This window comes from Roseibium sp. TrichSKD4 (assembly GCF_000148725.1).
GTDB lineage: Bacteria > Pseudomonadota > Alphaproteobacteria > Rhizobiales > Stappiaceae > Roseibium.
In genome coordinates this window covers 212,527-234,266 of sequence record NZ_GL476304.1, presented here as the reverse complement: position 1 = coordinate 234,266, position 21,740 = coordinate 212,527, and the positions used below count along the sequence as shown (strand labels likewise).

27 protein-coding genes and 1 tRNA gene are annotated in these 21,740 nt (G+C 51.8%); 16 read left to right on the top strand and 12 right to left on the bottom strand.

The window, feature by feature from the left end; translation table 11 throughout:
• Positions 1–38: 38 nt before the first annotated feature.
• Positions 39–194, bottom strand: a complete 156-nt coding sequence (locus TRICHSKD4_RS30560; protein ID WP_009466146.1) for a hypothetical protein — start codon at positions 192–194, stop codon at positions 39–41.
• Positions 191–616 (bottom strand): virulence-associated protein E, encoded by a 426-nt coding sequence (locus TRICHSKD4_RS04005; protein ID WP_009466145.1) that lies wholly within the window; start codon positions 614–616, stop codon positions 191–193. Before TRICHSKD4_RS04005 ends, TRICHSKD4_RS30560 begins: the two co-directional genes overlap by 4 nt.
• A gap of 26 nt (positions 617–642) precedes the next feature.
• On the opposite strand from TRICHSKD4_RS04005, the gene TRICHSKD4_RS04000 reads away from it, so the two are divergent.
• Both TRICHSKD4_RS04000 and TRICHSKD4_RS03995 read left to right on the top strand, forming a co-directional pair.
• Positions 643–1,845: a DnaB-like helicase C-terminal domain-containing protein gene (locus TRICHSKD4_RS04000; protein WP_040616146.1), complete on the top strand. Its 1,203-nt coding sequence runs from the start codon at positions 643–645 to the stop codon at positions 1,843–1,845.
• Between the two features lie 173 nt (positions 1,846–2,018).
• A complete protein-coding gene (locus TRICHSKD4_RS03995; RefSeq protein ID WP_009466143.1) occupies positions 2,019–2,498 on the top strand; it encodes a hypothetical protein in 480 nt (159 codons plus the stop codon).
• A gap of 323 nt (positions 2,499–2,821) precedes the next feature.
• Here the strand turns inward: TRICHSKD4_RS03995 and TRICHSKD4_RS03990 are convergent, their stop codons facing one another.
• Together TRICHSKD4_RS03990 and TRICHSKD4_RS03985 are read right to left on the bottom strand one after the other, a co-directional pair.
• Complete coding sequence (locus TRICHSKD4_RS03990) at positions 2,822–3,697, bottom strand: RimK family alpha-L-glutamate ligase (protein ID WP_009466141.1); 876 nt, start codon at positions 3,695–3,697, stop codon at positions 2,822–2,824.
• 200 nt (positions 3,698–3,897) lie between these two features.
• Positions 3,898–4,461, bottom strand: coding sequence for a hypothetical protein (locus TRICHSKD4_RS03985; RefSeq protein ID WP_009466140.1), 564 nt, complete (start codon positions 4,459–4,461; stop codon positions 3,898–3,900).
• 666 nt (positions 4,462–5,127) lie between these two features.
• Here TRICHSKD4_RS03985 and TRICHSKD4_RS28970 point away from each other — a divergent pair.
• Positions 5,128–5,882 (top strand): IS5 family transposase gene (locus TRICHSKD4_RS28970; RefSeq protein WP_085979602.1). Its coding sequence is split into 2 segments (ribosomal slippage): positions 5,128–5,461 and positions 5,461–5,882, totalling 756 coding nucleotides; the frame shifts between segments, so codons are not numbered across the junction.
• Here TRICHSKD4_RS28970 and TRICHSKD4_RS03980 read toward each other — a convergent pair.
• Together TRICHSKD4_RS03980 and TRICHSKD4_RS03975 are read right to left on the bottom strand one after the other, a co-directional pair.
• On the bottom strand, positions 5,877–6,233 hold the full coding sequence (locus TRICHSKD4_RS03980; RefSeq protein WP_009466136.1) for a hypothetical protein: 357 nt from the start codon (positions 6,231–6,233) through the stop codon (positions 5,877–5,879). The two genes, TRICHSKD4_RS28970 and TRICHSKD4_RS03980, sit on opposite strands and share 6 nt — an antisense overlap.
• Positions 6,234–6,581: 348 nt before the next feature.
• Positions 6,582–7,886 (bottom strand): PepSY domain-containing protein, encoded by a 1,305-nt coding sequence (locus tag TRICHSKD4_RS03975; protein WP_009466134.1) that lies wholly within the window; start codon positions 7,884–7,886, stop codon positions 6,582–6,584.
• Between the two features lie 220 nt (positions 7,887–8,106).
• On the opposite strand from TRICHSKD4_RS03975, the gene TRICHSKD4_RS03970 reads away from it, so the two are divergent.
• Both TRICHSKD4_RS03970 and TRICHSKD4_RS28965 read left to right on the top strand, forming a co-directional pair.
• Complete coding sequence (locus TRICHSKD4_RS03970) at positions 8,107–8,481, top strand: DUF6362 family protein (protein ID WP_009466133.1); 375 nt, start codon at positions 8,107–8,109, stop codon at positions 8,479–8,481.
• 571 nt (positions 8,482–9,052) lie between these two features.
• Positions 9,053–9,226 (top strand): hypothetical protein, encoded by a 174-nt coding sequence (locus TRICHSKD4_RS28965; RefSeq protein WP_009466132.1) that lies wholly within the window; start codon positions 9,053–9,055, stop codon positions 9,224–9,226.
• A 365-nt stretch (positions 9,227–9,591) separates the two neighbouring features.
• On the opposite strand, the gene TRICHSKD4_RS32195 is transcribed toward TRICHSKD4_RS28965, so the two are convergent.
• Positions 9,592–9,885: a helix-turn-helix domain-containing protein gene (locus TRICHSKD4_RS32195; protein ID WP_009466131.1), complete on the bottom strand. Its 294-nt coding sequence runs from the start codon at positions 9,883–9,885 to the stop codon at positions 9,592–9,594.
• A 233-nt stretch (positions 9,886–10,118) separates the two neighbouring features.
• On the opposite strand from TRICHSKD4_RS32195, the gene TRICHSKD4_RS30555 reads away from it, so the two are divergent.
• The 4 genes from TRICHSKD4_RS30555 to TRICHSKD4_RS28960 all read left to right on the top strand — a co-directional run bounded on the left by TRICHSKD4_RS30555 (position 10,119) and on the right by TRICHSKD4_RS28960 (position 12,379).
• The gene (locus TRICHSKD4_RS30555; protein WP_009466129.1) at positions 10,119–10,259 is read left to right on the top strand and encodes a hypothetical protein; all 141 of its coding nucleotides are present in this window, start codon (positions 10,119–10,121) and stop codon (positions 10,257–10,259) included.
• Entirely contained in the window at positions 10,256–10,567 is a 312-nt protein-coding gene (locus TRICHSKD4_RS03960) for a hypothetical protein (RefSeq protein WP_009466128.1), read from the top strand. Before TRICHSKD4_RS30555 ends, TRICHSKD4_RS03960 begins: the two co-directional genes overlap by 4 nt.
• A 150-nt stretch (positions 10,568–10,717) precedes the next feature.
• On the top strand, positions 10,718–11,308 hold the full coding sequence (locus TRICHSKD4_RS27900) for an antA/AntB antirepressor family protein (protein ID WP_009466127.1): 591 nt from the start codon (positions 10,718–10,720) through the stop codon (positions 11,306–11,308).
• Positions 11,253–12,379 (top strand): IS3 family transposase gene (locus tag TRICHSKD4_RS28960; RefSeq protein ID WP_085979601.1). Its coding sequence is split into 2 segments (ribosomal slippage): positions 11,253–11,517 and positions 11,517–12,379, totalling 1,128 coding nucleotides; the frame shifts between segments, so codons are not numbered across the junction. The genes TRICHSKD4_RS27900 and TRICHSKD4_RS28960 overlap by 56 nt, the downstream gene beginning before the upstream one ends.
• 17 nt (positions 12,380–12,396) lie before the next feature.
• Here the strand turns inward: TRICHSKD4_RS28960 and TRICHSKD4_RS30550 are convergent.
• The 5 genes from TRICHSKD4_RS30550 to TRICHSKD4_RS03925 form a co-directional block, all read right to left on the bottom strand.
• Complete coding sequence (locus TRICHSKD4_RS30550) at positions 12,397–12,570, bottom strand: hypothetical protein (protein WP_168156972.1); 174 nt, start codon at positions 12,568–12,570, stop codon at positions 12,397–12,399.
• Between the two features lie 513 nt (positions 12,571–13,083).
• Positions 13,084–13,338 (bottom strand): phosphopantetheine-binding protein, encoded by a 255-nt coding sequence (locus TRICHSKD4_RS32190; protein WP_009466122.1) that lies wholly within the window; start codon positions 13,336–13,338, stop codon positions 13,084–13,086.
• Positions 13,339–13,495: 157 nt separating this feature from the next.
• A complete protein-coding gene (locus tag TRICHSKD4_RS03935) occupies positions 13,496–13,753 on the bottom strand; it encodes a hypothetical protein (RefSeq protein WP_009466121.1) in 258 nt (85 codons plus the stop codon).
• Positions 13,750–15,009 (bottom strand): integrase arm-type DNA-binding domain-containing protein, encoded by a 1,260-nt coding sequence (locus tag TRICHSKD4_RS03930; RefSeq protein WP_040616263.1) that lies wholly within the window; start codon positions 15,007–15,009, stop codon positions 13,750–13,752. Before TRICHSKD4_RS03930 ends, TRICHSKD4_RS03935 begins: the two co-directional genes overlap by 4 nt.
• A 159-nt stretch (positions 15,010–15,168) precedes the next feature.
• Positions 15,169–15,258: transfer RNA gene (locus TRICHSKD4_RS03925), tRNA-Ser, on the bottom strand.
• A gap of 567 nt (positions 15,259–15,825) precedes the next feature.
• Here TRICHSKD4_RS03925 and TRICHSKD4_RS03920 point away from each other — a divergent pair.
• The 7 genes from TRICHSKD4_RS03920 to TRICHSKD4_RS03895 all read left to right on the top strand — a co-directional run bounded on the left by TRICHSKD4_RS03920 (position 15,826) and on the right by TRICHSKD4_RS03895 (position 21,453).
• Positions 15,826–16,731: a septal ring lytic transglycosylase RlpA family protein gene (locus TRICHSKD4_RS03920; RefSeq protein ID WP_371256668.1), complete on the top strand. Its 906-nt coding sequence runs from the start codon at positions 15,826–15,828 to the stop codon at positions 16,729–16,731.
• A gap of 76 nt (positions 16,732–16,807) precedes the next feature.
• Positions 16,808–17,977 carry a D-alanyl-D-alanine carboxypeptidase family protein gene (locus TRICHSKD4_RS03915; RefSeq protein ID WP_009466117.1) on the top strand — a complete coding sequence of 390 codons (1,170 nt, stop codon included), beginning with the start codon at positions 16,808–16,810 and terminating at the stop codon, positions 17,975–17,977.
• 56 nt (positions 17,978–18,033) lie between these two features.
• On the top strand, positions 18,034–18,723 hold the full coding sequence (tmk, locus tag TRICHSKD4_RS03910) for a dTMP kinase (protein WP_009466116.1): 690 nt from the start codon (positions 18,034–18,036) through the stop codon (positions 18,721–18,723).
• Positions 18,724–18,726: 3 nt separating this feature from the next.
• Complete coding sequence (locus TRICHSKD4_RS03905) at positions 18,727–19,458, top strand: DNA polymerase III subunit delta' (protein WP_009466115.1); 732 nt, start codon at positions 18,727–18,729, stop codon at positions 19,456–19,458.
• Between the two features lie 20 nt (positions 19,459–19,478).
• Positions 19,479–19,811 carry a hypothetical protein gene (locus TRICHSKD4_RS31110; protein ID WP_009466114.1) on the top strand — a complete coding sequence of 111 codons (333 nt, stop codon included), beginning with the start codon at positions 19,479–19,481 and terminating at the stop codon, positions 19,809–19,811.
• A gap of 47 nt (positions 19,812–19,858) precedes the next feature.
• On the top strand, positions 19,859–20,656 hold the full coding sequence (locus TRICHSKD4_RS03900) for a TatD family hydrolase (RefSeq protein ID WP_009466113.1): 798 nt from the start codon (positions 19,859–19,861) through the stop codon (positions 20,654–20,656).
• Positions 20,653–21,453: an MBL fold metallo-hydrolase gene (locus TRICHSKD4_RS03895; protein ID WP_009466112.1), complete on the top strand. Its 801-nt coding sequence runs from the start codon at positions 20,653–20,655 to the stop codon at positions 21,451–21,453. Before TRICHSKD4_RS03900 ends, TRICHSKD4_RS03895 begins: the two co-directional genes overlap by 4 nt.
• The last annotated feature ends 287 nt before the right edge of the window (positions 21,454–21,740 follow it).

Below are 21,740 nucleotides of genomic sequence, written 5' to 3'. Positions count from 1 at the left end.
TGACGGCACCAACTTCCGGGATGAAACCGGTAAGAAGATCAAGAAAGCCTCACCATGCCTTCCCAGATCATGCGTGTGAGCCGGTTTGTGAAAGCTTCGGGCGGCACACGGGTTTGATAGGCTGCGATACTTGGCGGTGATTGAAGGATCAGGCCGATAAACTCGCATTCGTTGTCAGGGAAACCCTCGATCATGCTGCGACACCTCCAAAACGTTCGTAGAAGTCATTCCAGTTATCGAGAGGGTCAGTGCGGTTCCACTCGGTTGGGTTCATCCCGGTAACGATGCCCTCTTCCTGCACACGGCTTTCAAGGCTCAGCCAAGCCTTTTGACCCGGTGGCTCTCTCCATGTCTTTTTGTGATCGTCGAACTCGATGTCACCATCTGGAAAGCCGACGATCCGTTCGACTTCAAACGGTGGGATGAACCGCTTCATTCCGGAGGTGGACATCATCGGCCAGATCGGAAATTCCCGCCCTGCGATATTCCATGCTCCATAGCCGCTTTCGACACCTTCACAGGCTCCAATCGTGGTGCAGCCATCTGTTTGGAATAAGCGGATTGCCCCGCCCTTTTCAGCGCATGGTCCGAGCCCTTTCCAAGTCTGGGACAACACTATCGGTTCCAGCTTTACGGGAAGCGGTGAAAATTGATCCTTCGGCCTTTGGTATTCCGGGCCTGCCTGCCTTTTTGACAGTCTGCATGCAGAAGGCGAAAGGAGACCTAAGCCAAGACGAGCTGGCAGAAATCTTGTGTGCCCAAGCCACAAGGCTTCGTCTCAGTGAATTTGCCTCCAAGCTGATGAAAGACCTCAACGACGGCAGGAAATCAGGAGAGGAACTGGCGCTGGAGGGTTCCGCATTCCTTGCAAACATGGCAGCGGCTCAACGGCCTATGGTTGGCATATCCATTCACGAGGCCGGTCAGCGGGCAATCAAGGACCAAGACCAAACACTCCGCAATGGAACTGGCCGGGGCCATGACTGGGGTATCAGAGCGCTCGATGACATCATGGGGCGGATTGTTCCCGGTGATTTCGGTTTAATGATTGGGCCGTCAGGTCACGGGAAGTCTGCTAAAGCGCGAGGATTGGCAAATCACATCGCATTGCGGGATCCGGTTCTAACGATCTCAGATGAAGAAATGCCGGAAGACATAGCCATCAAGGATATGATCGCACGAACAGGTGTTGATAGCAGGAATATTGAAGACGGCACGCTGCGCCCTGACGATCTTGAAAAGCTCTGTGCAGCCAACATGAAACAGCACGGGCTCCAGTCCTATTTCGAATACACCGACGATATGCGGATATCGAACATCGAAGCCCTGATCCTGGCATTCAAGCACAAGCATGGCAGATGCGGTGCCGTGTTCATTGACACTATAGACGGTGTCGAGCCAGAGGAACGCGGTGTAACCGGGATCACCGAAAAAGTAATCGTCTCATGCAGAAAGTTCGACAAACTCGCCACGAAGCATGGCGTTGCTATCATCGCATTGGGTCAGGTCAAAACCATTTACAATGACCGCCCTGATATCTCTCTGAGGTTGTCAGACTCGTACGGTGGGCAAGGGGTCAGAAACAAAGCCTCATGGGTGCTTTTAATGCACCGTCCGCAAAAGAAGATACAGGATGTCCTTTTCAAGAACGCCAGCGGTGACAACGAACGTGCGAAACTGAAATCTCAGTACGAGGAATGGAAAGACAAAGCGCAGTTCATTTGCGCCAAACGCCGTAGAGGCCGCGATGGCGGTGTAGCGGTCATTGGTTGGGACGGTCCAAGAACCTCGTTCTTCGACCTCGACGATATGGATCAAGGAAACCTCTATGACGCGGCATTTTGAAGACCAGATCGAGGAAGCCGAGCGTCAGCTGTCCATTCGAATTTCAATCGTCGGCAAACCCGGCGCCACCATCGAAGATGAATGGGCACTTGAACGGGCTAGAAACACACTTCTGCAGGCGGAATTGAAGGCTGAAAGAGCCGAGAACATGGATCTGAAACGGAGGTTACGGGATGCCAGCCGAAAAGATCAAAGACACCACGCAGGCAGAGCAACTGTGCAAGAGCCTCGACATCAAATGTCTGCCGTCGAACGCGCCACATCGGATTTCGCAGGTATCTGGAAGCTGGACCAACGCTGTTCTACTAATCCAAAGGCAGATAAACCGCCACGGAGAACGCCACACATGGGCGGTTCTATATGCTCTGACACAAACCGAAAACCACAAATCGGACCTGACCAGCGCAATGATAGGGGCGATAAGCGACCTGTTCTGTCGCTACCCAAACTGGCTGGAACGGCTGGGTGAGTTCTGTGATGCATTGGATGCCATCGACCTTGCGGAACTCCGCACCATGGCGAAGCAAGGCCCTGGCATTGATGGAAAGCCGCCGAAACAACGCATGCTGCTTGCCGGATATCTCCAATATCTGTTGGAGGACATCATGGAGCCGCCTGAGCAAAAGGAGATGCCGCTATGGATGACTGGGTAGATTAAACTCCGCGCGCCCTGTTATCGAGTGCCTTGTAGGCAGACTTCCATAGAAGCTATAGCACACCCGCGCATGCGGTCTAAAATTAGACAAGACTTAATTTGTTCCTTGAAGACAAAAAACAAGCCACTTACGAATCGAGCTAGTGGCGACTAGAGTTTCAGGTGAGGAAATGACTTCAGAAAAAACGAAGCCGATGTCGCTGCTTGATTTGCTCGAGAAACCGCCGATAGACGCTCTTTACTCACCAGATCAGCTCTATAATAGCGACGGCCTATTTTCAGCAGATAGGTGTCACAGATTGCCGATTCCGCCATTTGCCTTCAAGCCGTGAGCCAGTCCAGCATGGCGTCACAAAGCGCGTGATCTGACACCTGATCAAACGCTGCGAACATCGGGTTGGAATTCGCCTCCAGAAAACACAGCGTCCCTGTATCGGAAGATGTCTTGAAATCGACGGCAGAAAAGTTGAGGCCAATGCGGTCCAACAATTTTCGCAAGGGTTCAACGAGATCCGCGGGCGGTGGTATCTGGGTGATCTCGATCTTTTCCCGGTCCACCGACCGGTAATCCAGCTCAACGGATTCAATTCGGAACGCCAGAAACTTCTCGCCCACGCGGAATATCCTGACTTCCGGGGAAAGCAAGCGTTCCTGATAGATATAGGGTCTTGGCAATCTGTCGGTCGGAAAGGCGGAGAGAATGTCCTCTCCCAGAACCTGACAATATCCCCCGCCAGTCACTGGTTTGTATACGGTCGCATGTTCGGAAATCTGATCGAGAGCCCGCTGCCTGGAAACATGAATTTGAGTACGCGGAATGTCGAGGCCAGCTTCCAGTGCCCATGCAAGCGCAAGTGGCTTGTTGACGCTTGAGCGCAGGACAAACCTGCGATTGAAAACCCGAAGTCTGGAATTTGCCCAAATGTACCCATCCAAAAGCCCCTTCCAGGCCTGGGCATTGAGGCTGTCAGTTTCGTCCTTTGTACGCAGATAACGGAAGACATTCTGCCGGAGAAATACACTTGCAACATTGAGAGGTTCATTCCGGACTTTCACAAGTCCTGAACGAACATCCCAGAAAAAATCGGTTTCCGAGTCATCGACATCCAGAAACAAGTGGTCAAGGCCGCGCGATTCCGCTCGGTTCTTGAGATGGGCAATTTGAGGATCTTCAGTTCCACCGGCAAGGAGCAACACTGGACTCTCCGTCCCTTTCACATGAAAATATCAAGTCACTAAACTCAAACAACCGGCAGTGACGGTTCGTTGCCTGCGACGACAACCATCGCGGATCGAAATTGCATCAAAGCACAATATGGGCATCAAGGGTCAAGCCGAAAGTTGATAACTTCCGGCTTCGACACGCCCCCATTTTGGTAGGCAGAGAGAGGAGGGGATCAGCCTTCTTCGCCCAACGCCAGAGTGGTGATCTTTCCCGGGGGCTTCAAACCTGGATCTGGAAGGTTTACACCGCCGTCTTCTTCACCGATCGCTGCCGTGGTGATATCCGCAGGAGGTTTCAGTCCCGGATCACCAGGGCAGACGCCTCCGTCTTCTTCACCGATCGCTGCCGTGGTGATATCCGCAGGAGGTTTCAGTCCCGGATCACCAGGGCAGACGCCTCCGTCTTCTTCGCCAATTGCAAGCGTGGTGATGTCAGTCGGAGGTTTCAGTCCCGGATCACCAGGGCAGACGCCTCCATCTTCTTCGCCAATTGCAAGCGTCGTGATATCCGCAGATGGCTTCCCACAATCGTCTGGGGGCGGTATCTGGCAGCCGCCCTTGCCGGGCTTCTGGGGACCGGGTCCTTTGGGCCAAACACTCTTCTTGCTAGCCTCACCTGCCTCATTATTATTATTTTTTAACAAGCGGGAAAACTTGTCCTTTTGTCCGGCACCCCTCGCAGCTTGCGGATGCCCTAAGGCTCCGGAAGTACACTTATCATCGAAGATCTTGCTCATGGGTTTATCCCTCGAATGCGGAAAACTGTACAAAATCAATAAACGCATTATTAACCAGTAGCACGTGGCCGAAAAATTCGGGTTCCGTACCGAAGTCTAGAGCAAACTACGTAAGTAGAGGGTGAGGGTCTTTCGCTGAATCTAAGCGCGTTATGGCAGGACTTTCCGAGATTCTAGAATTAGAGGCTGTGTTTGATTGGTCGGACAAGCCAAGGTACTCACCGGGTGATAACGTTGAGGTTCTGAAATACGAAAAGAACGGCCTGTCGGGTCCGGTCGAGGAAATTTGGATTCCTGCTGCCGTGGTCAGCTGTTCCGTTTAAATGATAATTGTTCAATACGCCAACAGTATGCGAGAGGCACTTCGCGGCAATCACGCAGGCATTCGGAAGCTAGTCACTCAGCAAAGCGAGTAGAGGAAGAACTTTATCGGGTTTCGAGTGAAGTAGTTTCAAAATTGCTTCGGTTTCGGGATTGAGATCCACGCCAAGTACAATGTAAGCGAAATTCAAGCCATTCCGGGAACACAGTGTTTGTAGTTTCGAAATCGTAGGTTCGGTTTCACCCTTCAGAATTGAATACTTTTAGGTTCAAAACTCATTGATACTCTTGATTAGATTTAACAAATCAGATTCAAGGTTTCATATCAGTGATTTGGAGGCTTGGATGTCACACTTATTTTGGTTGTCAGACGATCAATGGGCTGGGATAGCCCCCCTTTTGCCTCGTCACAAAGGTGGTGCGCACCGTGTGGACGACCGACGGGTAATTTCCGGTATAATCCATGTTCTGAAGACCGGTTGCCGGTGGTGTGATTGCCCAGAACAGTATGGCCCCTCGACTACGGTCTACAATCGCTTCAACCGCTGGTCCTACAAACGTTTTTGGAGTGCACTTCTGGAGGTGCTTGCTACCTCTAGTGCAGTTACCAAAAGCACTGCAATCGACAGCACCTATGTGAAAGCTCATCGTTCTGCCCATGGCGGTAAAGGGGGGCAAAAAATCAGGCGATTGGACCCTCACGCGGCGGCCAAACCACCAAAATTCACGCCCTTACAGACGTAATTGGCCGACCCTTTGCTTTCACCCTTACACGCGGTAATGAAGCAGATAGTCCGGTCGCACCGCGCCTGCTGGATGACCTTAAAGGGGCAAGATATCTACTCGGGGACAAGGGGTATGATGCAAATGCCTTGCGTAAGCGGTTGAGAGAACAGGCAATTGTTCCCGTCATTCCTGGCAGGTCAAACCGCCTGCGGAAAATCAAATATGACAAGGTTCGATACAAAGATCGTCACTTGATAGAGAATGCGTTTTGCAGGCTGAAAGATTTTCGCCGTGTCGCAACCCGATATGACAAGCTCGCCAGAAACTTCCACTCGGCAGTCGCTTTGGCAATGCTCGTCGCATTTTGGTTATGATTGCGTTTTCTGCATAACGGAAACAGATTCAAGGTAGGGAGTGCACAATTGTAACATCGTATCCAAACAGTCAGGGATAACCATGTCGGGTTTAATTGTGCGCAAAAAAGTTGAAAGCACCTCTTTGAGGCCAATTACATCGGTTCGTCCCAAAGGATCGGCTATGATTGCTACACGGTCCCCGGCAGTTCTGATACTGTAGACTTCACCTTTGATGCCGAAAACAGGGCCATATACGCCATCCTGAACGTCAGTCGATTCAAGGTGCAATTCTGCGGAAGCAATGGAATCATAGAAAAGAGCTGGTTCGTCAGCAGCAACTACTATCTCAACAGCACGGTTTGTATTCATATCGATAATCTAGCCGGAAAAAACTTTCTTTCAAGTCTCAGAATTGAGTCTGGACCCTAGAAAGTTATTTGAATTTTGAAATTGCGGCACAGCGGACGCTATAGCCACCCCCGAGGAATTTAAGGGCAACAGTACGCCATTGCAGCAACACAATGCACGTTTCTGCACAAAACCGCGTATTTATTTGGCTGTTACGTGACCGTTTCAATACCGGGGCTGTTTTCGTACACTCTCCGTTCAATTTAACAAGTATCAAACTGCAACATGAGATATATATTTAACGTTTATTCAATATCCGCATTTTGCAATTAACAACATGCCTCTAGCTGTGACCCCTCACTTGATCAGTCAGTTGGTGCGGGCACGGAACCAACCTAGATGGCGGAAAATCAGCCAGTCCAGAACTAGTGCCAAAACGAGCGTCCCTCCCATCAATGGAAAGAAAATAGCAAGACCGATAATGAGAATGATCATACCGTTCGACAGGGCCGCGTCGGGTGCGGCAGGTACCCCGAGGCTGCCCGCAGGCCTCCGCATCCACCAAGCAGCGAATCCGCTGACGGACAGGACGACGCCTACCAGGGCTGCAAATGTGTTTTGTGCTATATTGAGCCAGCCGTAGAGCTCCCCTTGGTGGAACGAAATCCCGTAAGACACCGTTTGCGCCAAAGCCGGATTGTCGCCGAAGTTGTGTCTCTTTAGTACCGTTCCAGAGTATTGATCGATGATCAATTCGGTCTGTTCAGTCCGGTCGATACTCGCCGAGCGCAACCAGAAAGCAGCCTCATTGTTTTTTGGTGGGCGGGTTTCATAGGGGGCGACCAGACCTTGCTTCTTCGCTACTTCAAATACCATTGCATATGTAATGGTATCTCCTTCGTTGGTAGTTGAGTTGGGCGCAGACCCACCAAATCGCAAGCTTTTGGACTTGGTATCGGTTTGTTCCTGAATATATTTCAAGCTACCGCCCCAAACATCCGTCCATGGCAGACCAGAGAAGATGATTGGCACAATCAAGATCGTAGCTAGGAATCCTGTAAACAAATGTGTTTCCCGCCACCAAGAGCGACCGATACCTGTAGGCAGGCTCACGGCCTTGATGAGGGTCCGTTGCCCCCGTGGCCACCAAAGAAACAGGCCAGTTGCGAACATCACCACAGCCCAATGGGCCGCCGCTTCGACGAATTTGGTCCCGAAACTACCCAAAAGCAGTTCACCATGGAATTTGCGCAGTACGCGCATCGCCATCTTATCGCGGGACGCGACTTTCAACACCTCCCCTGTGTAGGGGTTAACCCACGCGTAAGATCGCACTTTGTGTATGTCGTTAAACTCGATCTTGGTCGAGCGGTTCGGGTCGTCATAGGTAGTCACACCGCGTAGGCGGGTAATGCCAACAGCGACTTCGACAGCTGCAATTTGGTCTTCATAGGACAGCGTATCAGATTCCGGTGAAACGTAAAACGCATCGGCATATAACCAAGATTCGATCTGGGGTTTAAAGAGGTAAATCCCACCGGTTAAAGACAACATCATCATGAAAGGCAGAACATATAAGGCCGCCAGGAAATGCCATTTCCATACGAGGCGATAGAGCAAGCCACCTGTCGCATCGGTACAGGGCATCTCCCCGGTGTCATTGGTGTCAATCATTCTGCGTATATTCCCCATATGGCATTTTAGAGCGCTATTACTATGCTGTTGGCATATAAATACTAACTTTTGGATAAAATTATTCGTCCTCGAGGAATAATCGACTTTCGAAAAATTGAAAACAAACTCTTTCTCTGGTAGCTGCACCTAGGTAAATTGAAAGAAAAGACAGTAAACTAACAGGTGAACCTATTCGGACATATAACCGAAGGAACACCTGATGACTGTCGCACATCTCGAATTTCTCATCATCGAACGGCTGGTCGAAGCGCAGGTGGTCTTGGACCGCTCTGTGACCAGACCACGCCCTAAAGGACCGACGACATGTTGGCCTGAGGCAATGCCTGAATCTGAGCCTATCGATGCCGATGATCCCAGAACTCCGATACCTTCAGCAGCGGCTATCTCGCGTATGGAAGAGACGTGGATATGGCTTGCTGAAATCAAAGACCTGAAACTGAGAACGGCGGTAGTCGGCAAGGTCGCTGCATGGGTGCATGATCGTTCGACAAGCAGCCTTGCGCGGGAACTCGGGATCAATAGAGTAACGCTGAATCGAAGATTTAACACAGGACTTCATGTGTTGATTGTATAGTTCTGTAAATCAAGCGTTTTACCTGAGTGTGCTGATGAAGATTTGGTGCATCACTTTCGGGAAAAACAGGGTATAAGAACACGTAAGATGGCAGCAGTTGCAGCTTGACCATAAAGAGGTTGCGCAGCGGGCCGAATAGACGGTCGTTGGAACCCGCAAAACTCCCTGGCATGGACGGTGTACCGGTTTCGGCTGGTCTGGAGATGAAGTCAAAACACCCGTGACACGGCCATAGCATACTAGCGGCAGATTGGGATGCCCTGCGCACAGATTTAACCCTCCGGTAGTGTGCTGCCGGTCCTGATATGGCTTCGGTCACTTATCCGCGTCCTCGGATTACATCGGAGCCATTTCAGCGGGCCTCGTACAAAGCCCAAACGAGCGGATTGATCACCGCAGACGATGGGGACAAAAGCGAGGTCATCCTTTCGACTGCCTGCCGAATGAGTCTTGGAAGGCTTCGGTGGGACCGGAGGCGGCCCCATTGAGATGCTGTCTCATCTCAAATCGGGGCCGTTTTCACTGCGACCCGTCACCCTAACCGGTGGCGGGTTTTTCTTTGGAGAGAACAATGACCATCAACGGAGTTCCGGTCGTCTATACCGACCCCGGTTTCTACGGCTGCAAAGAGCGGCTGAGAGAAGCTTTCCCAAAGGCAGCCATGATCGAGGTTGCGGAAGGGAAGGTGACTATCGCTTGGGGGCAGGAAGTCCAGACGCATAAGTGCCCGAAAGCACACGGGTGAAACTGATAAAAACAGTCAGGTCAGCGATTTGCTGCAGGCATAAATCTGTATCGTAATTGGCGCAAATGGACTGAGCAAAACTCCGGCATGCAGAAGCGCAAGTCGCCATGTGTATTTAAGCCGAACTCGCCCCACCATAGCCAAAAGAGTTTCAGTGTAGCTCAGTCGGTAAGTCCGCCGGATGTAGGCGAATAAAAGTATCGCGCCGCAAACTGCGATCAAAAGAAAATACTGATTGGATTGAGCAATGCATGCCCATGACTCATTGGGTGTTGGGTTCATTTGCCTTTCCATATCTTCCCCGCTGACCGGCGGGGGCCACGGTGCTGTAACACCGTGAACGAAGGAGAATTGTTGAACGACTGCTAATCAGTTGTATTGGAGGGTGTTTGCCATCGGGTGCTGAGACGATTGTAGCAAACGCCGGGACCTGTTGCCTTGTCAAATTCACAAATGAAGGAGACGCCTTCTTTTGCAAGGGTAGAAACAAGGGCCTCCCCATTAAGTGTTGTGAAGGATTTGGTGCGCCCGGATTCGAATGAACGGATTGTGTCCTGAGGAACTCCCGATGCATTGGACAAGTCAGCCGCGCTCCAACCTAGTAAGGCTCGCGCGGCTTTGAGTGTTCTTGCATCAATTCGCCGGTCTTGGTCGGACATAAAATTTGTTATCCTACAAAATTTGTGTTTCTTTTTGTTTTGTGTTGGCCTACAAAAAATCTGTAAGGCAACAAGGAGCGAATGGCAAGGCAATGTTGAACAAGTCACAGATCATGAAGGAAGCACACAAGCGGGTACGTGAGAACCGCAAGCTGTACCCGGTGTCCTATGGCAGTGTTTCCTAAGCGGAAGCTTTTGCAGCCACTCTGAAATATGTCTGGCAGGACGCTCGTTTGGGCAAGCTGGAAGCGCCGGTTAGCCGGCAGGACGAAATCAAGGGTGAAATCATCCGGATTGAACTTAAAACCCGGATGGGCGCTGCGGACTTTGCTCGTGTTGATCGCCTGCGGGCTGAGTGGAGGATGGCGGCATGATGAACATGGACCGTCGTTCATTCTTCGGGTTGGTGGGGGCTGTGGCGGCAGCTCCGGTCCCGGTACTGGCAGATGTGCCGCCATCGGTTGCATCGGCTGTAGCGCGATATGTGAGCGTTATGGAAAGCGCCGGTTACACCCTGACCGCAGATGATCGGGGAGAGGGGTTTTCTCTCAAGGTTTCCGGCAGTCACGATTATAACGTGCGCAATCATGCTGCTGACGAGTTACACGCCAGCGGCGCCAATTTCTACGATGTCGGTAATTATCTGCTTATTCGCGCTGAACTAAGCTGCGTAGCGGGCTGATCGCTCGAACCTGAAATACTGAAATCACCAGTTTCTCCGCACCCAATGGAGAAGAAACGCAGACACCCAGCTTCATCGGCTCCGGTGTTTGCGAAAGCGAACCCCTGTGCGTTTCCGGGATTGGTGGCCGGACGCCGATGGAGACTAGATATGCAAAACGAACTGAACCTAGACCAGCAAAAATCCAGCTTTCCTGTCGTGTCTGAAGGAAATATCGGGCACGATTTAATCCAGACCGTCGATGCACGAGAACTGCACGGGTTTTTGGAGTGTGGTGAAGAGTTTGCTCACTGGATTAAGCAGCGTATCAGTCAATACGGTTTCGTTGAAAACCGGGACTTCGTGACTTTTCGGGAAAACTCCCAAAAAGGTCGGCCCCGGCAGGAATACGCTCTTTCCCTAGACATGGCGAAAGAACTTGCCATGGTTGAGCGGAACGACAAGGGCAAGCAGGCCCGCCAATATTTCATAGAGTGCGAGCGCAGGGCAAAACAGCCTGTCACGGTGGATGGTCTCCTTGCCAATCCCCGCCAACTTCTAGAGATCACCAAGGGTTACGCCCTTCAGATCGCGGAGAAGGACCGTCAGATCGAGGGAATGCAAAAGGAAGTGGACGCCCATGAGCGACTTGATCCTCCCCCTTTGAAGTGGTCCATCGTTATGTTTAGGAAAACGGAGGATCAACATGGCTACGAAACGTCACAAGCCAGAAGAAATTGTCTCGAAGTTGCGGCAGGTTGAAGTCCTTGTCGGCCAAGGCATGCCGCGCATTGATGCCATTCGGCAGGTTCGTATCACCGAACAGACGTATTACCGGTGGCGAAAGCAGTATGGTGGGATGGGAACCGACCAACTGAAAGAACTCAAACGCCTTCAGAAAGAGAACGAGCGGCTGCGCAAGGCAGTGTCTGACCTGACCCTGGACAAGTTGATCTTGTCGGAGGCCGCAAAGGGAAACTTCTGAGCCCCGCCCGTCGTCGAGCCTGCATCAATCACATTCGTCAGCATCTCGGCGTGTCAGAGCGCCGAACCTGTCGTGTTCTGGGTCAGCACCGGTCTACGCAGAGGAAACCTCCAGCAGGGCGTGCTGACGAAGAACGTCTTGTGGCGGATATGATCGCACTCGCCCGTGAGTTTGGCCGTTACGGTTACAGGCGTATTGCAGCTCTGCTCAGAGATGCTGGTTGGCATGTGAATGACAAGCGTGTTGAGCGGCTGTGGCGACGAGAGGGGCTGAAAGTGCCAATGAAACAACCGAAGAGAGGGCGGCTCTGGCTGAACGACGGATCATGTGTCCGGCTGCGGCCAGAGTATCCCAATCATGTCTGGAGCTATGACTTCGTGCACTGCCGAACCAATGAAGGAAAAGCGTTCCGGACACTGAACATCCTGGACGAGTATTCCCGAGAGTGCCTGGCAATCCGGGTGAAGCGAAATCTGAACTCCACCGACGTGATTGATGTGCTAACGGATCTCTTCATCCTGCGAGGTGTTCCAGCCTACATCAGATCAGACAATGGGCCGGAGTTCATTGCTCAGGCAGTCAGGGACTGGATCAACGCTGTGGGTGCAAAGACCGCGTACATCGAACCAGGTTCGCCATGGGAGAACGGATACTGCGAGAGCTTCAACGCCCGCCTCCGAGATGAGCTACTCAATGGTGAAATCTTCTACAGCTTAAAGGAAGCACAAATCCTGATTGAACAATGGAGGAAACATTACAATACCAAACGCCCACACAGCGCCTTGGGCTACCGACCACCGGCACCAGAAACCATCGTCCGGATGGACCAAAGCCCAGTCATGCACTAACAATCAAAACGGACCACTCAGGTGGGGCTGATCAATTCGTTGCGGGTTCTTAACATGCGATCAAACTCAATCCTAAGGTCAACCAACAAATCGGCATCGTCAGGAAAGTCTGAAATTTGTTTCACCGGGACACCTTCCTCATCAACGCGGATGTACAAAGCGGCCAAAGTCCTAGCTGGATCAACAGTCATTTCTGACGCTTACCAAACGTTAACCGTTTTTGCTAACTTTTTTCCGTGAAACTGCGTGAAATTTCCTTAAAGTCATCAATGTATTTATTGACCAGTGCTTGAACAATATCGTCCATCAGGTGCCCCACTGAGGATCGCCGGTTGAGTCCCGATTATTATCATACGCAACTTTCGGGAGTAAGTTAGCGTTAATTGACCGCGGTCGACACGATAAGCTTTCCGTTGTTTGTGCCGCATTTGGCACAGGTGGGTAGTGGGACACTGTGAATTTTCTGGCTGACGCTTTTTTTGTAAGGAACGCGTTTCTGTGGGGTAAGTTCGTGGTAAGTTGCACTTGGTACGATAGGCGGTCGCACGGATCGTCCACGGACTTGATTGCCGATTTCAAAGTCACCTTCAGTCAAGCATTATTGGAAAGTCTGCGATCTATCGCACATTCCATATTTTCGGATGGAGCGCGCGAGTGCCAAAGTGGTATGAGCTGCGAAGAATTTCGCGCTTGATAGGGCTCATTCATATTGAATAGTCGAAAGAATTCCAAGAGTGATGGCAAGCTTGTAGAATTTGGTTGAGGGCTTGCACGAAGGTCAAACTTTGCCAGTTTTGGTAATCAGTCTGCCCAATTTGTTGACCTTGTAGGTTGCACAGGAAAGCCAACTCAGCTTCCATAATGATTTCCAGACCACGCAAGCTGTCTGATCCAAGTTGTTCAAGGGTGCTGTCAGGCTTAATAGTTTTCGGGTCTATTTCCAGAACTTCCGCGACCAATCGGCGAAATCGAGATTCTATATTGTGCAAAAATTTAGTCCGTTTTAATTAAAAAAAAGCCCCTGTGAGGGGGCGGGGAGTGGGTGATAGCTGTCGAGCATTTGAAAATCCAAACGGGATTTGACAGTGCAATCTGTCTTCCTCGAAGACAACTAGCTTATGATAGTAGGTCGGTTGCATTTAACCGCGTGCCATAATCTTCAGGTTCTCCGGTGGCCACTACTAATGCGTTATTCATAAGCGGTTTTAACGTTGAATTGGCGGAAATTGTGGCCATTCCTTGGCCACGGCCTTTAATGTCAATTGCACCCGTCATGCTGCGACCACAAACCGGGTTGCCACAATGCGCGGTCAGTCGGTAGCTGCGGAGTTTCAGGTCCGCCAGTGTCTCAAGGGTGATGGGTTCTTTTTTCACTTCGACTTAAACACCCTGCGTGGCGTTTTGACGACCTCCGAGATAGGCATTTGATCCACCAGCAGAATATTAGCCCATTCCTGCAGAAGTTCTCTTCGTTGTTTCAGATAAAGAGCGCGGTTATACGCGGCTTCAACCTTGTCCTTCGGGACGTGTGCAAGCGTAAAATCTATGATGGCCCGGCTATCCGGATGGCGTTCATTCATTATTGTCGAAAAAGAGGAGCGCCAACCGTGGGGTACATGCTTGTGATGATATCCGGCTCTGTTGAGAAGATAGCCGATTGCATTCTCTGACATCGGCTTGTGCGCGTGCCGGCTGTTTGGGAAAGCAAAGGGTTGTCGACCAGAGAATTTTCTTAGAGCATCAATAATCTCGACAGCCTGTGCGGGAAGGGGGATTAGGTGATCCCTTGCGTCATCATTTTTCAAATGAAGTCTCATCTTCATTCTTTCTGCAGGCAGCACCCAAACAGGGTCTTCCTCATCCAGCCCGTTTAGTTCCGACCAAGGCGTGTTTATCAATGCGCCAGGTCGAAGTGCTGTAATCGCTAAAAGGCGATGCGCCAGCTTGGTCACGGGATGCCCCGGCGTAGTCTCGACCCTTTTGATTATCTCCCGACATTCAAGCAGATCGGTAACAGCGGGCTGTCGGCCCTTCTTTAATGGCGCCATAGCCTTTTGGACTTGGGCGGCAGGATCGTTTTCGCAAATCCCCATGGCGATTCCGTAGACAAACACCGCAGACATTCTCTGGCGAACTCGGCGAGCCTTTTCCTTTGCACCTCTAGCTTCGATTTTTCGCAGTGTTTCAAGAACCTGCAAGGCTGTGATTTCGTCGATGGGGAGTTTGCCCAAGGTCGGGAATACCTCGACCTCTAGACTCGTCAAAACCTCGCCGCGATGTTTCTCTGTCCAAGTGGTCTCATTCAGTTTGTGCCAATCACGTGCGATTGCCTCAAAAGAGCGATCTGGAGCGATGGCTGCAGCAGATTTTTCTGCTTTTTTGACCTTGGATGGGTCGTTTCCGGAGACCAGTATAGCTCTTGCCTCATCACGCAACGCCCTTGCATCGGCCAAGCTAACATGCGGGTACTCTCCCAAGGAGGGCAGCTTTTCCTTCCCCTCATAGCGGTACCGATACCGCCAGAACTTTCCGCCAGCTGGGGTCAGATAGAGATGAAGCCCATAGCTGTCTGCAAGCTTTTGCGGTTTCTCAGGAACTTTTGTTTTTCGGATTTTTGCGTCGCTCAACACCGGCCATACCCGCTTTTCAAATCCCGATACCCGCATTCGTACCCGCATCTGAGCGGGTATGTGTGGGAAAGGATGGGAACAAACGGGAACACGATTTCACGCCCAACCTGCGAAAACAAGCTGTTTTGGGCCGATTTGGGTTTGATTAGGAAAGGGAATTGGCGGAAGAGGTGGGATTCGAACCCACGGTACGGTTCCCCGCACGCCGGTTTTCAAGACCGGTGCCTTAAACCACTCGACCACTCTTCCGTTGCACACCGTTTCGTTTTTTCAGCTGCAAATGTCAAGAGGGGTTGTGCGCAATGTGCTCTGATATACTGGATAACTTATTCTGCAATTGAAATCCCTGTCGCTTGAGCCCTTGATGAACTGTACCAAGTCCCGTCTCGACGGGTGATTCACTTTGAGGTAATAAAGATCCTGTTAATATGGGCATTGGCGTTCTAGCGGGGGCAGAACGCTTATAGGGGTGTTAAGCCGATCTGTAAGGCTGGTTGCGTATTTTTCCGGCTGATTGGCTTGTAATTGTCCTGAACAAGAAGAGTTTGACGCGTTTTGCCAGGGGCCGCCGACGCGTGATGAATAGGACAGGTAGGGATGTCAGGGTTGGGCGTATTTTCGACCTTTGCACTTCAACAAACAAGCAAGGCAACCGGTTCTAAAACCAGAACCGGGCAAAAATGCTTGTTTAGAATTTGCGGCAGAACCGTAGCAGTTGCGGTGATAGCAGGCTTAGTAGCGGCTTGCGGGTCAACACCAGAATCGCCGAAAGCGAAATTCAGCCCGAAGAAATACGGCGTCAAAGGCAGCCCGAAAATGGTAGCCAAAGGCGAGCCGGTTCCCAAGGGTGGTGGACGGTATGTGGTTGGCAAGAAGTACAAGATTGCCGGCAAATGGTATTATCCCAAACATGATCCGGACTACAAGAATGTGGGTTTGGCTTCTTGGTATGGGCCAACCTTCCACGGGCGTAAAACGGCCAATGGCGAAGTTTTTGACCGTTACGGCCTAACTGCCGCCCACACCACCATGCCGCTGCCGTCTTATGCTCGTGTGACCAATGTCAAGAACGGTCGGTCTATGATCGTCCGGGTCAATGACCGTGGTCCGTTCCATGGCAACCGGATTATCGATCTTTCCGAGCGTGTCGCGGACATGCTTGGTACCAAACAGGGCGGCGTTGCGAAGGTAAAGGTTGAGTATGTCGGCAAGGCTCGTTTGGATGGCCTGGATGAAAAATACCTCATGGCCTCCTACAATGGGCCAGACGCGGTTGCGCCTGGAGGAACCTTCCCGGGGACGCAGCTCGCCCAAGCGGTTCCGCCACAATTGTTGTTCGGAGATGCTCCTCCACCTGCGCCGCGTCCCTACATGACCGCCAGTGCCTCAATCGCGCAAAGTGTCGATGCGCCGGAGAGCTACCGTTTGGCGTTTGATCCAGCTGCCGCGTTCGCTGTGCGGTCGGACACGGTCAAAATTGCATCCTCGAACGCTTTTACTCCGAAAGAGCCAACCGACCTAACAACTGGTTTCTCGGAACCTGTTGATCTTCCGTCGCCGGAAAACAGTGTTCAAAACGAGGGCTTTCAGGGGATTGATGCTGAGGTCTATGGCAGCGCATTATCGTCCTACTCAGTGCGCAAACGCATCCATGTTGCGCACGATGTCTTCGATTTTGCCCGCTCGGATAGTGTCGCACTTGCAGATCTTGCGCAGCGCTAAGACAATCTTTTAAGCTTGTGAAACTGAACGGGCCGGACCAATTGGTCCGGCCTTTGGTGCTTGCGGGGGCAAACAAGTGTCTGATTTCTTCAAGGGGCGGTTAGCGAGCCTTTGCATCGCGTTATTCGGGTGTTGCGTTGCGGCGCCGATCACTTCTGCTGAAACGCTTGATACTGCTGCGCCGATGGCGTTCTTGATGGAGGTGAAAACCGGGTCTGTTCTCTACGCAAAAGCAGCTGAGAAAACATTCCAACCTGCCGGCCTATCGAGGATCATGACTGCAGCCACTGTCTTCAAGGCATTGAAAGACGTTGAAGTGACTGAAGCGCAGGAATGTAAGGTAAGTGAGCATGCCTGGCGCACAGGTGGTGCACCTGCAGGCGGCACAACAATGTTTGCCGAGCTGGGGTCCTCCATCTCTGTGCTGGACCTATTGAAAGGATTGCTTGTTCATCAGGCGCATGACGCTGCGATCATTCTGGCCGAATGTCTTGACGGTGATGAAAAAACATTTGCGGACCGGATGACAGCATACGCTCGCGAGATTGGCCTTACCAACAGCCAGTTTTTAAGCCCAGCCGGGTTTGACGTTGACGGCGCAGCAACCACAGTCGAAGATATGGCCACTTTGGGCTTTCACATGTTGCAGGAATTTCCTGACCGGTATCCTCTCTTTGCGCTCAACGAGTTCACCTGGAATGATATTTACCAACGTAATCGCAATCCATTGATAGGCGAAATGCGTGGGCTGGATGGTTTGGGAACCGGCTCAAGCGAGAAGGGCGGGTTTGCGTCACTTGCCTCCCTTAATCGAGACGGACGCCGTGTCATCGCTGTTGTCGCTGGATCACCATCTGCAAAGGCCCGGATCAAGGCGTTAAAACAGGTTGTCGACGGTGCGTGGGACTATTTCTCGGTTCGACAGTTGTATTCCAAAGGAGACGTGGTTGCGATGGCTCGGGTCTTTGGTGGCATCGAGAGTGAAGTGCCATTGATCGCAGAGCGCAATATTGCCGTGCTTTTGCCCAAAAGTGGAGCGCTGGGATACAAGCTGCGGGTCACTTATTCAGGCCCGGTTGTTGCCCCTGTTGAGCCGGGAAAACGTGTTGGAAAGCTTCGTGTTTTTTCAGGAGATCGACAAGTTCACCACGTTGGGCTGCTAACCGGTGGAAAACGCATTGAAAAGGGCGATTTGCTCTCCCGCGCAAAGGACAGTCTCGGAGAGCTGTTGTTTGGCTGGCTGTAAACTTGTATGCAAAATATCCTGAGGCAATTGGCATTTTCTAAGCGAGTTCCGACCACGTGACAGGTCAATTCATTACCTTTGAAGGCGGAGAGGGGGCTGGCAAGACCACCCAGATAGCCCGCTTGAAACAGCGGCTTGAGGAGCTCGGGAAGACCATCTGCCTCACACGCGAGCCAGGAGGGTCGCCGGGCGCCGAGAAAATTCGTGAAATGCTGCTTTCCGGTGCTGCTCGTAAACTTGGGCCGCGAGGCGAGGCCATGCTCTTTGCAGCCGCTCGCGCAGATCACGTTGACGGTGTCATCGCCCCGGCTTTAGTCCGTGGAGATTGGGTCATATGCGACCGCTTTGCGGACTCTACCCGGGTCTATCAAGGTGAGGCAGGGGTCGACAATGAAACTCTCGATCTTCTTGAAACAATTGCTGTCGCCGGAACTCGGCCGGACTTGACAATACTGATCGACATTCCGGCCGATATCGGATTGAGCCGCGTTTCCAGCCGCTCAAAGACTGATGACAGCGGTGGCCCAGATCGGTTTGAGGCGGACACAATTGCCACACACGAACGGCGCCGCTCGTTGTTTCTGGACCTTGCAAAGCAACAACCGGAACGTTTTGTCGTCGTTGATGGCCGCCATGACCCTGATCATGTTGCTGGTGAAATCTGGTGGGCGGTCCATCGGCATTTTAAGGATTTACTTCCAGAGCAAAAAGACAATTCCACCACTGCCACATCGGCAGAGGGGTAGTTTATGGCAGCGCGCAAAGAAATAGTTGAAACGCCTGAGGTGGATGCGCTTATCGGTGCGCCACTGCCGCGTGAGCAAGACATATTGTTCGGGCATGAAGAGACGGAACGCGCGCTTCTGGACGCCTATCGGTCTGAGCGGTTTCACCACGCGTGGATACTTGGTGGACCAAAGGGAATTGGAAAGGCCACACTAGCTTTTCGGTTTGCCCGGTTCGTCCTTTCACATCCTGAGCGTTTTGGTGAAGCTGTACAAAGTGCCCAGTCTTTGGACGTTCCGAGCACATCTCCGGTGTTTCAACAGGTTGCCCATGGAGCGCATCCTAACGCACTTCACCTGCGCCGACCGTGGGACGAAAAAAGCAAACGCTTCAAGTCCGATCTGCCGGTGGATGAAGTCCGCAGGACGGTTTCTTTCTTCGGAACAACGGCTTCAGCGAATGCGTGGCGGGTCTGCATCGTTGATGCGGCAGATGACATGAACCAAAGTTCAGCCAACGCACTGTTGAAGATCTTGGAAGAACCGCCACCGCGCTCTGTCTTTCTGGTTTTGTGGCATGCGCCAGGGCGGTTGTCGCCGACAATCCGTTCCAGATGCCGCCGGTTGGATATGGAACCCTTGAGCGACACACATATTGGCGATGGCGTTCGGAGGTTTGCAGAAAATACTCAAGACTTGAACGCGATATTCTTGATGTCACAAAATATGCAGATGGGAGCTTACGGTCGGCTCTGATCCTTTTATCCGGAGATGGGTTGGCGATTGCGCGCGGTTTTGGCAAGTTGGCGGAGGAGGGCGCATCCCGGAATGTCAAAGCCCTACACGGTCTTGCCGATTTAGTTGCGGTGCGTGGGCAAAAAGATAACTGGGAGAGCTTTCAGCATGTCGTTGAGCGCTATCTTCATGGTCTGATGACAGGGTTTATTCGGACTGCGCCGCCGCGACTTGATCTTGCCAAATCCGTGACCGACCTTTGGGAAAAGTTCAATCAATCCGTTCGAGATTCGGACGCCTTGAATCTTGATAGAAAACAGGTCGTTCTGGATTTGATGCTCAAGCTCTCCACATTAAAGGAAACGATGCGCTGATCCAGCGCGTCGAATGCTAATCTCTCCTAGCTGGAATTTGCCTCACGATGCTTGTCGATAGCCACTGTCACCTCGATTTCCCAGACTTTGAAGGGGAGCACGAAGACCTGATTGCCCGAGCACATGGTGCGGGTGTCGGGCTCATGGTGACAATCTGCACACATATTAGAAAGTTTCAGCAGGTATTGGCGCTCGCTGAAGCTCACGATCCAGTATTTTGCTCGGTTGGAACCCATCCTCATAATGCAGGGGCAGAGGACGGCATACCGGCGTCAGAAATCATTGAGCTTTCACAGCATCGAAAGGTCGTGGCAATCGGTGAAGCTGGACTGGATTACTTCTATGACAAATCCCCGCGTGATGCCCAACAGCGCGGTCTTAGAACGCATATTGCAGCGGCTCGTGAAACCGGATTGCCCTTAGTCATACATTCGCGGGATGCTGACGATGATATGATCGCGGTTTTAAGGGAAGAAATGGCGAACGGAGCGTTTCCGGCACTCCTTCATTGTTTCTCCTCGGGCGAAGAACTTGCAAAAGTCGGCGTCGAGCTTGGCCTCTATGTGTCCTTTTCCGGCATTCTGACGTTCAAACGATCAGAAGAGTTGCGTGCGATCGCACGAGACCTCCCAGCTGATCGCTTGCTCCTGGAGACCGATGCTCCCTATCTTGCTCCGCAGCCCAGACGCGGCAAGCGCAACGAACCTGCCTACACAGCCATGACAGCCGCTGTTCTGGCAGATGTCCGGGGAGTGAGCTTGGAAGAGATGACCCAACAAACCACGGATAACTTTTTCAGGCTCTTTAGCAAGGTGCCCAAAGACGCTTTGCCGAGGGCGGCATGAGTAGACCTTTGGAAGTCACTATATTGGGATGCGGGTCTTCCGGTGGTGTACCGAGGATTGGGAATGACTGGGGGCAGTGTGACTCCAATGAGCCGAAAAATCGCCGTCTTCGTTGTTCAATCCTCGTAGAGCAGCGTGGGCCGAACGGAGCCACACAGGTCCTGATCGATACCGGACCGGATCTGCGCCAGCAGATGCTGAATGCAAACATTCAAGACCTTGATGCCGTTCTCTACACACATGCGCATGCCGACCACCTTCATGGGATCGATGACCTGCGTGTGTTCACGATCCGAAATCGCAAACGTATGCCAGTCTATATGGATGCGGTAACAACACAGCGAGCACATGAGGCGTTTGGTTATTGTTTCAAACAGCCGGAAGGCTCGTCCTATCCGCCAATACTCGATCATCACATGCTGGAAGCAGGTCGGAATTGTGAGATTGACGGGGCAGGAGGGACCATATCGTTTCTGCCGATAACGGTTCATCACGGCGACATCGATGCGCTTGCATTTCGCTTTAATGGGATTGGCTATATGCCCGATGTTTCAGACCTTTCTAGCGATGCGATCCATAGCCTTTCTGATCTAGACACCCTGATTATCGATGCGCTCCGCCGCACGCCACATCCGAGCCATTTCTCATTGGATGACGCACTTGGTTGGATTGAGAAGCTTCGCCCCATAAAGGCTGTTCTGACCAATATGCATGTTGATATGGATTATCAGAGTTTACTGTCAGAGCTGCCAGACGGAGTCATCCCCGCATTCGATGGCATGAAACTTCTGGGGTGAACACTTAACTTGCCAAGAAGAACGGGCAGAAGTCTTGCGACTTCTGCCCGTAGTTAGGCGTTCTTCGCGCATTTTGCGGTGGCAATGCAGGTTCCGGAAAAAGCCGCGAGATACTTTCACGGCTAGGCGTTCTTCCGGAGGCGTTCAGAACACGGATAGTAGAGTATCATTAATTACCCCAATAATCAATTTGTCTGTTCAGCACACTATTTTGGGAGACATAGTTGTTGTAGATGAATAATTGAAACGGGTTTTGAAATGTTATTCAAACGCCAGGTTGGGCCTTA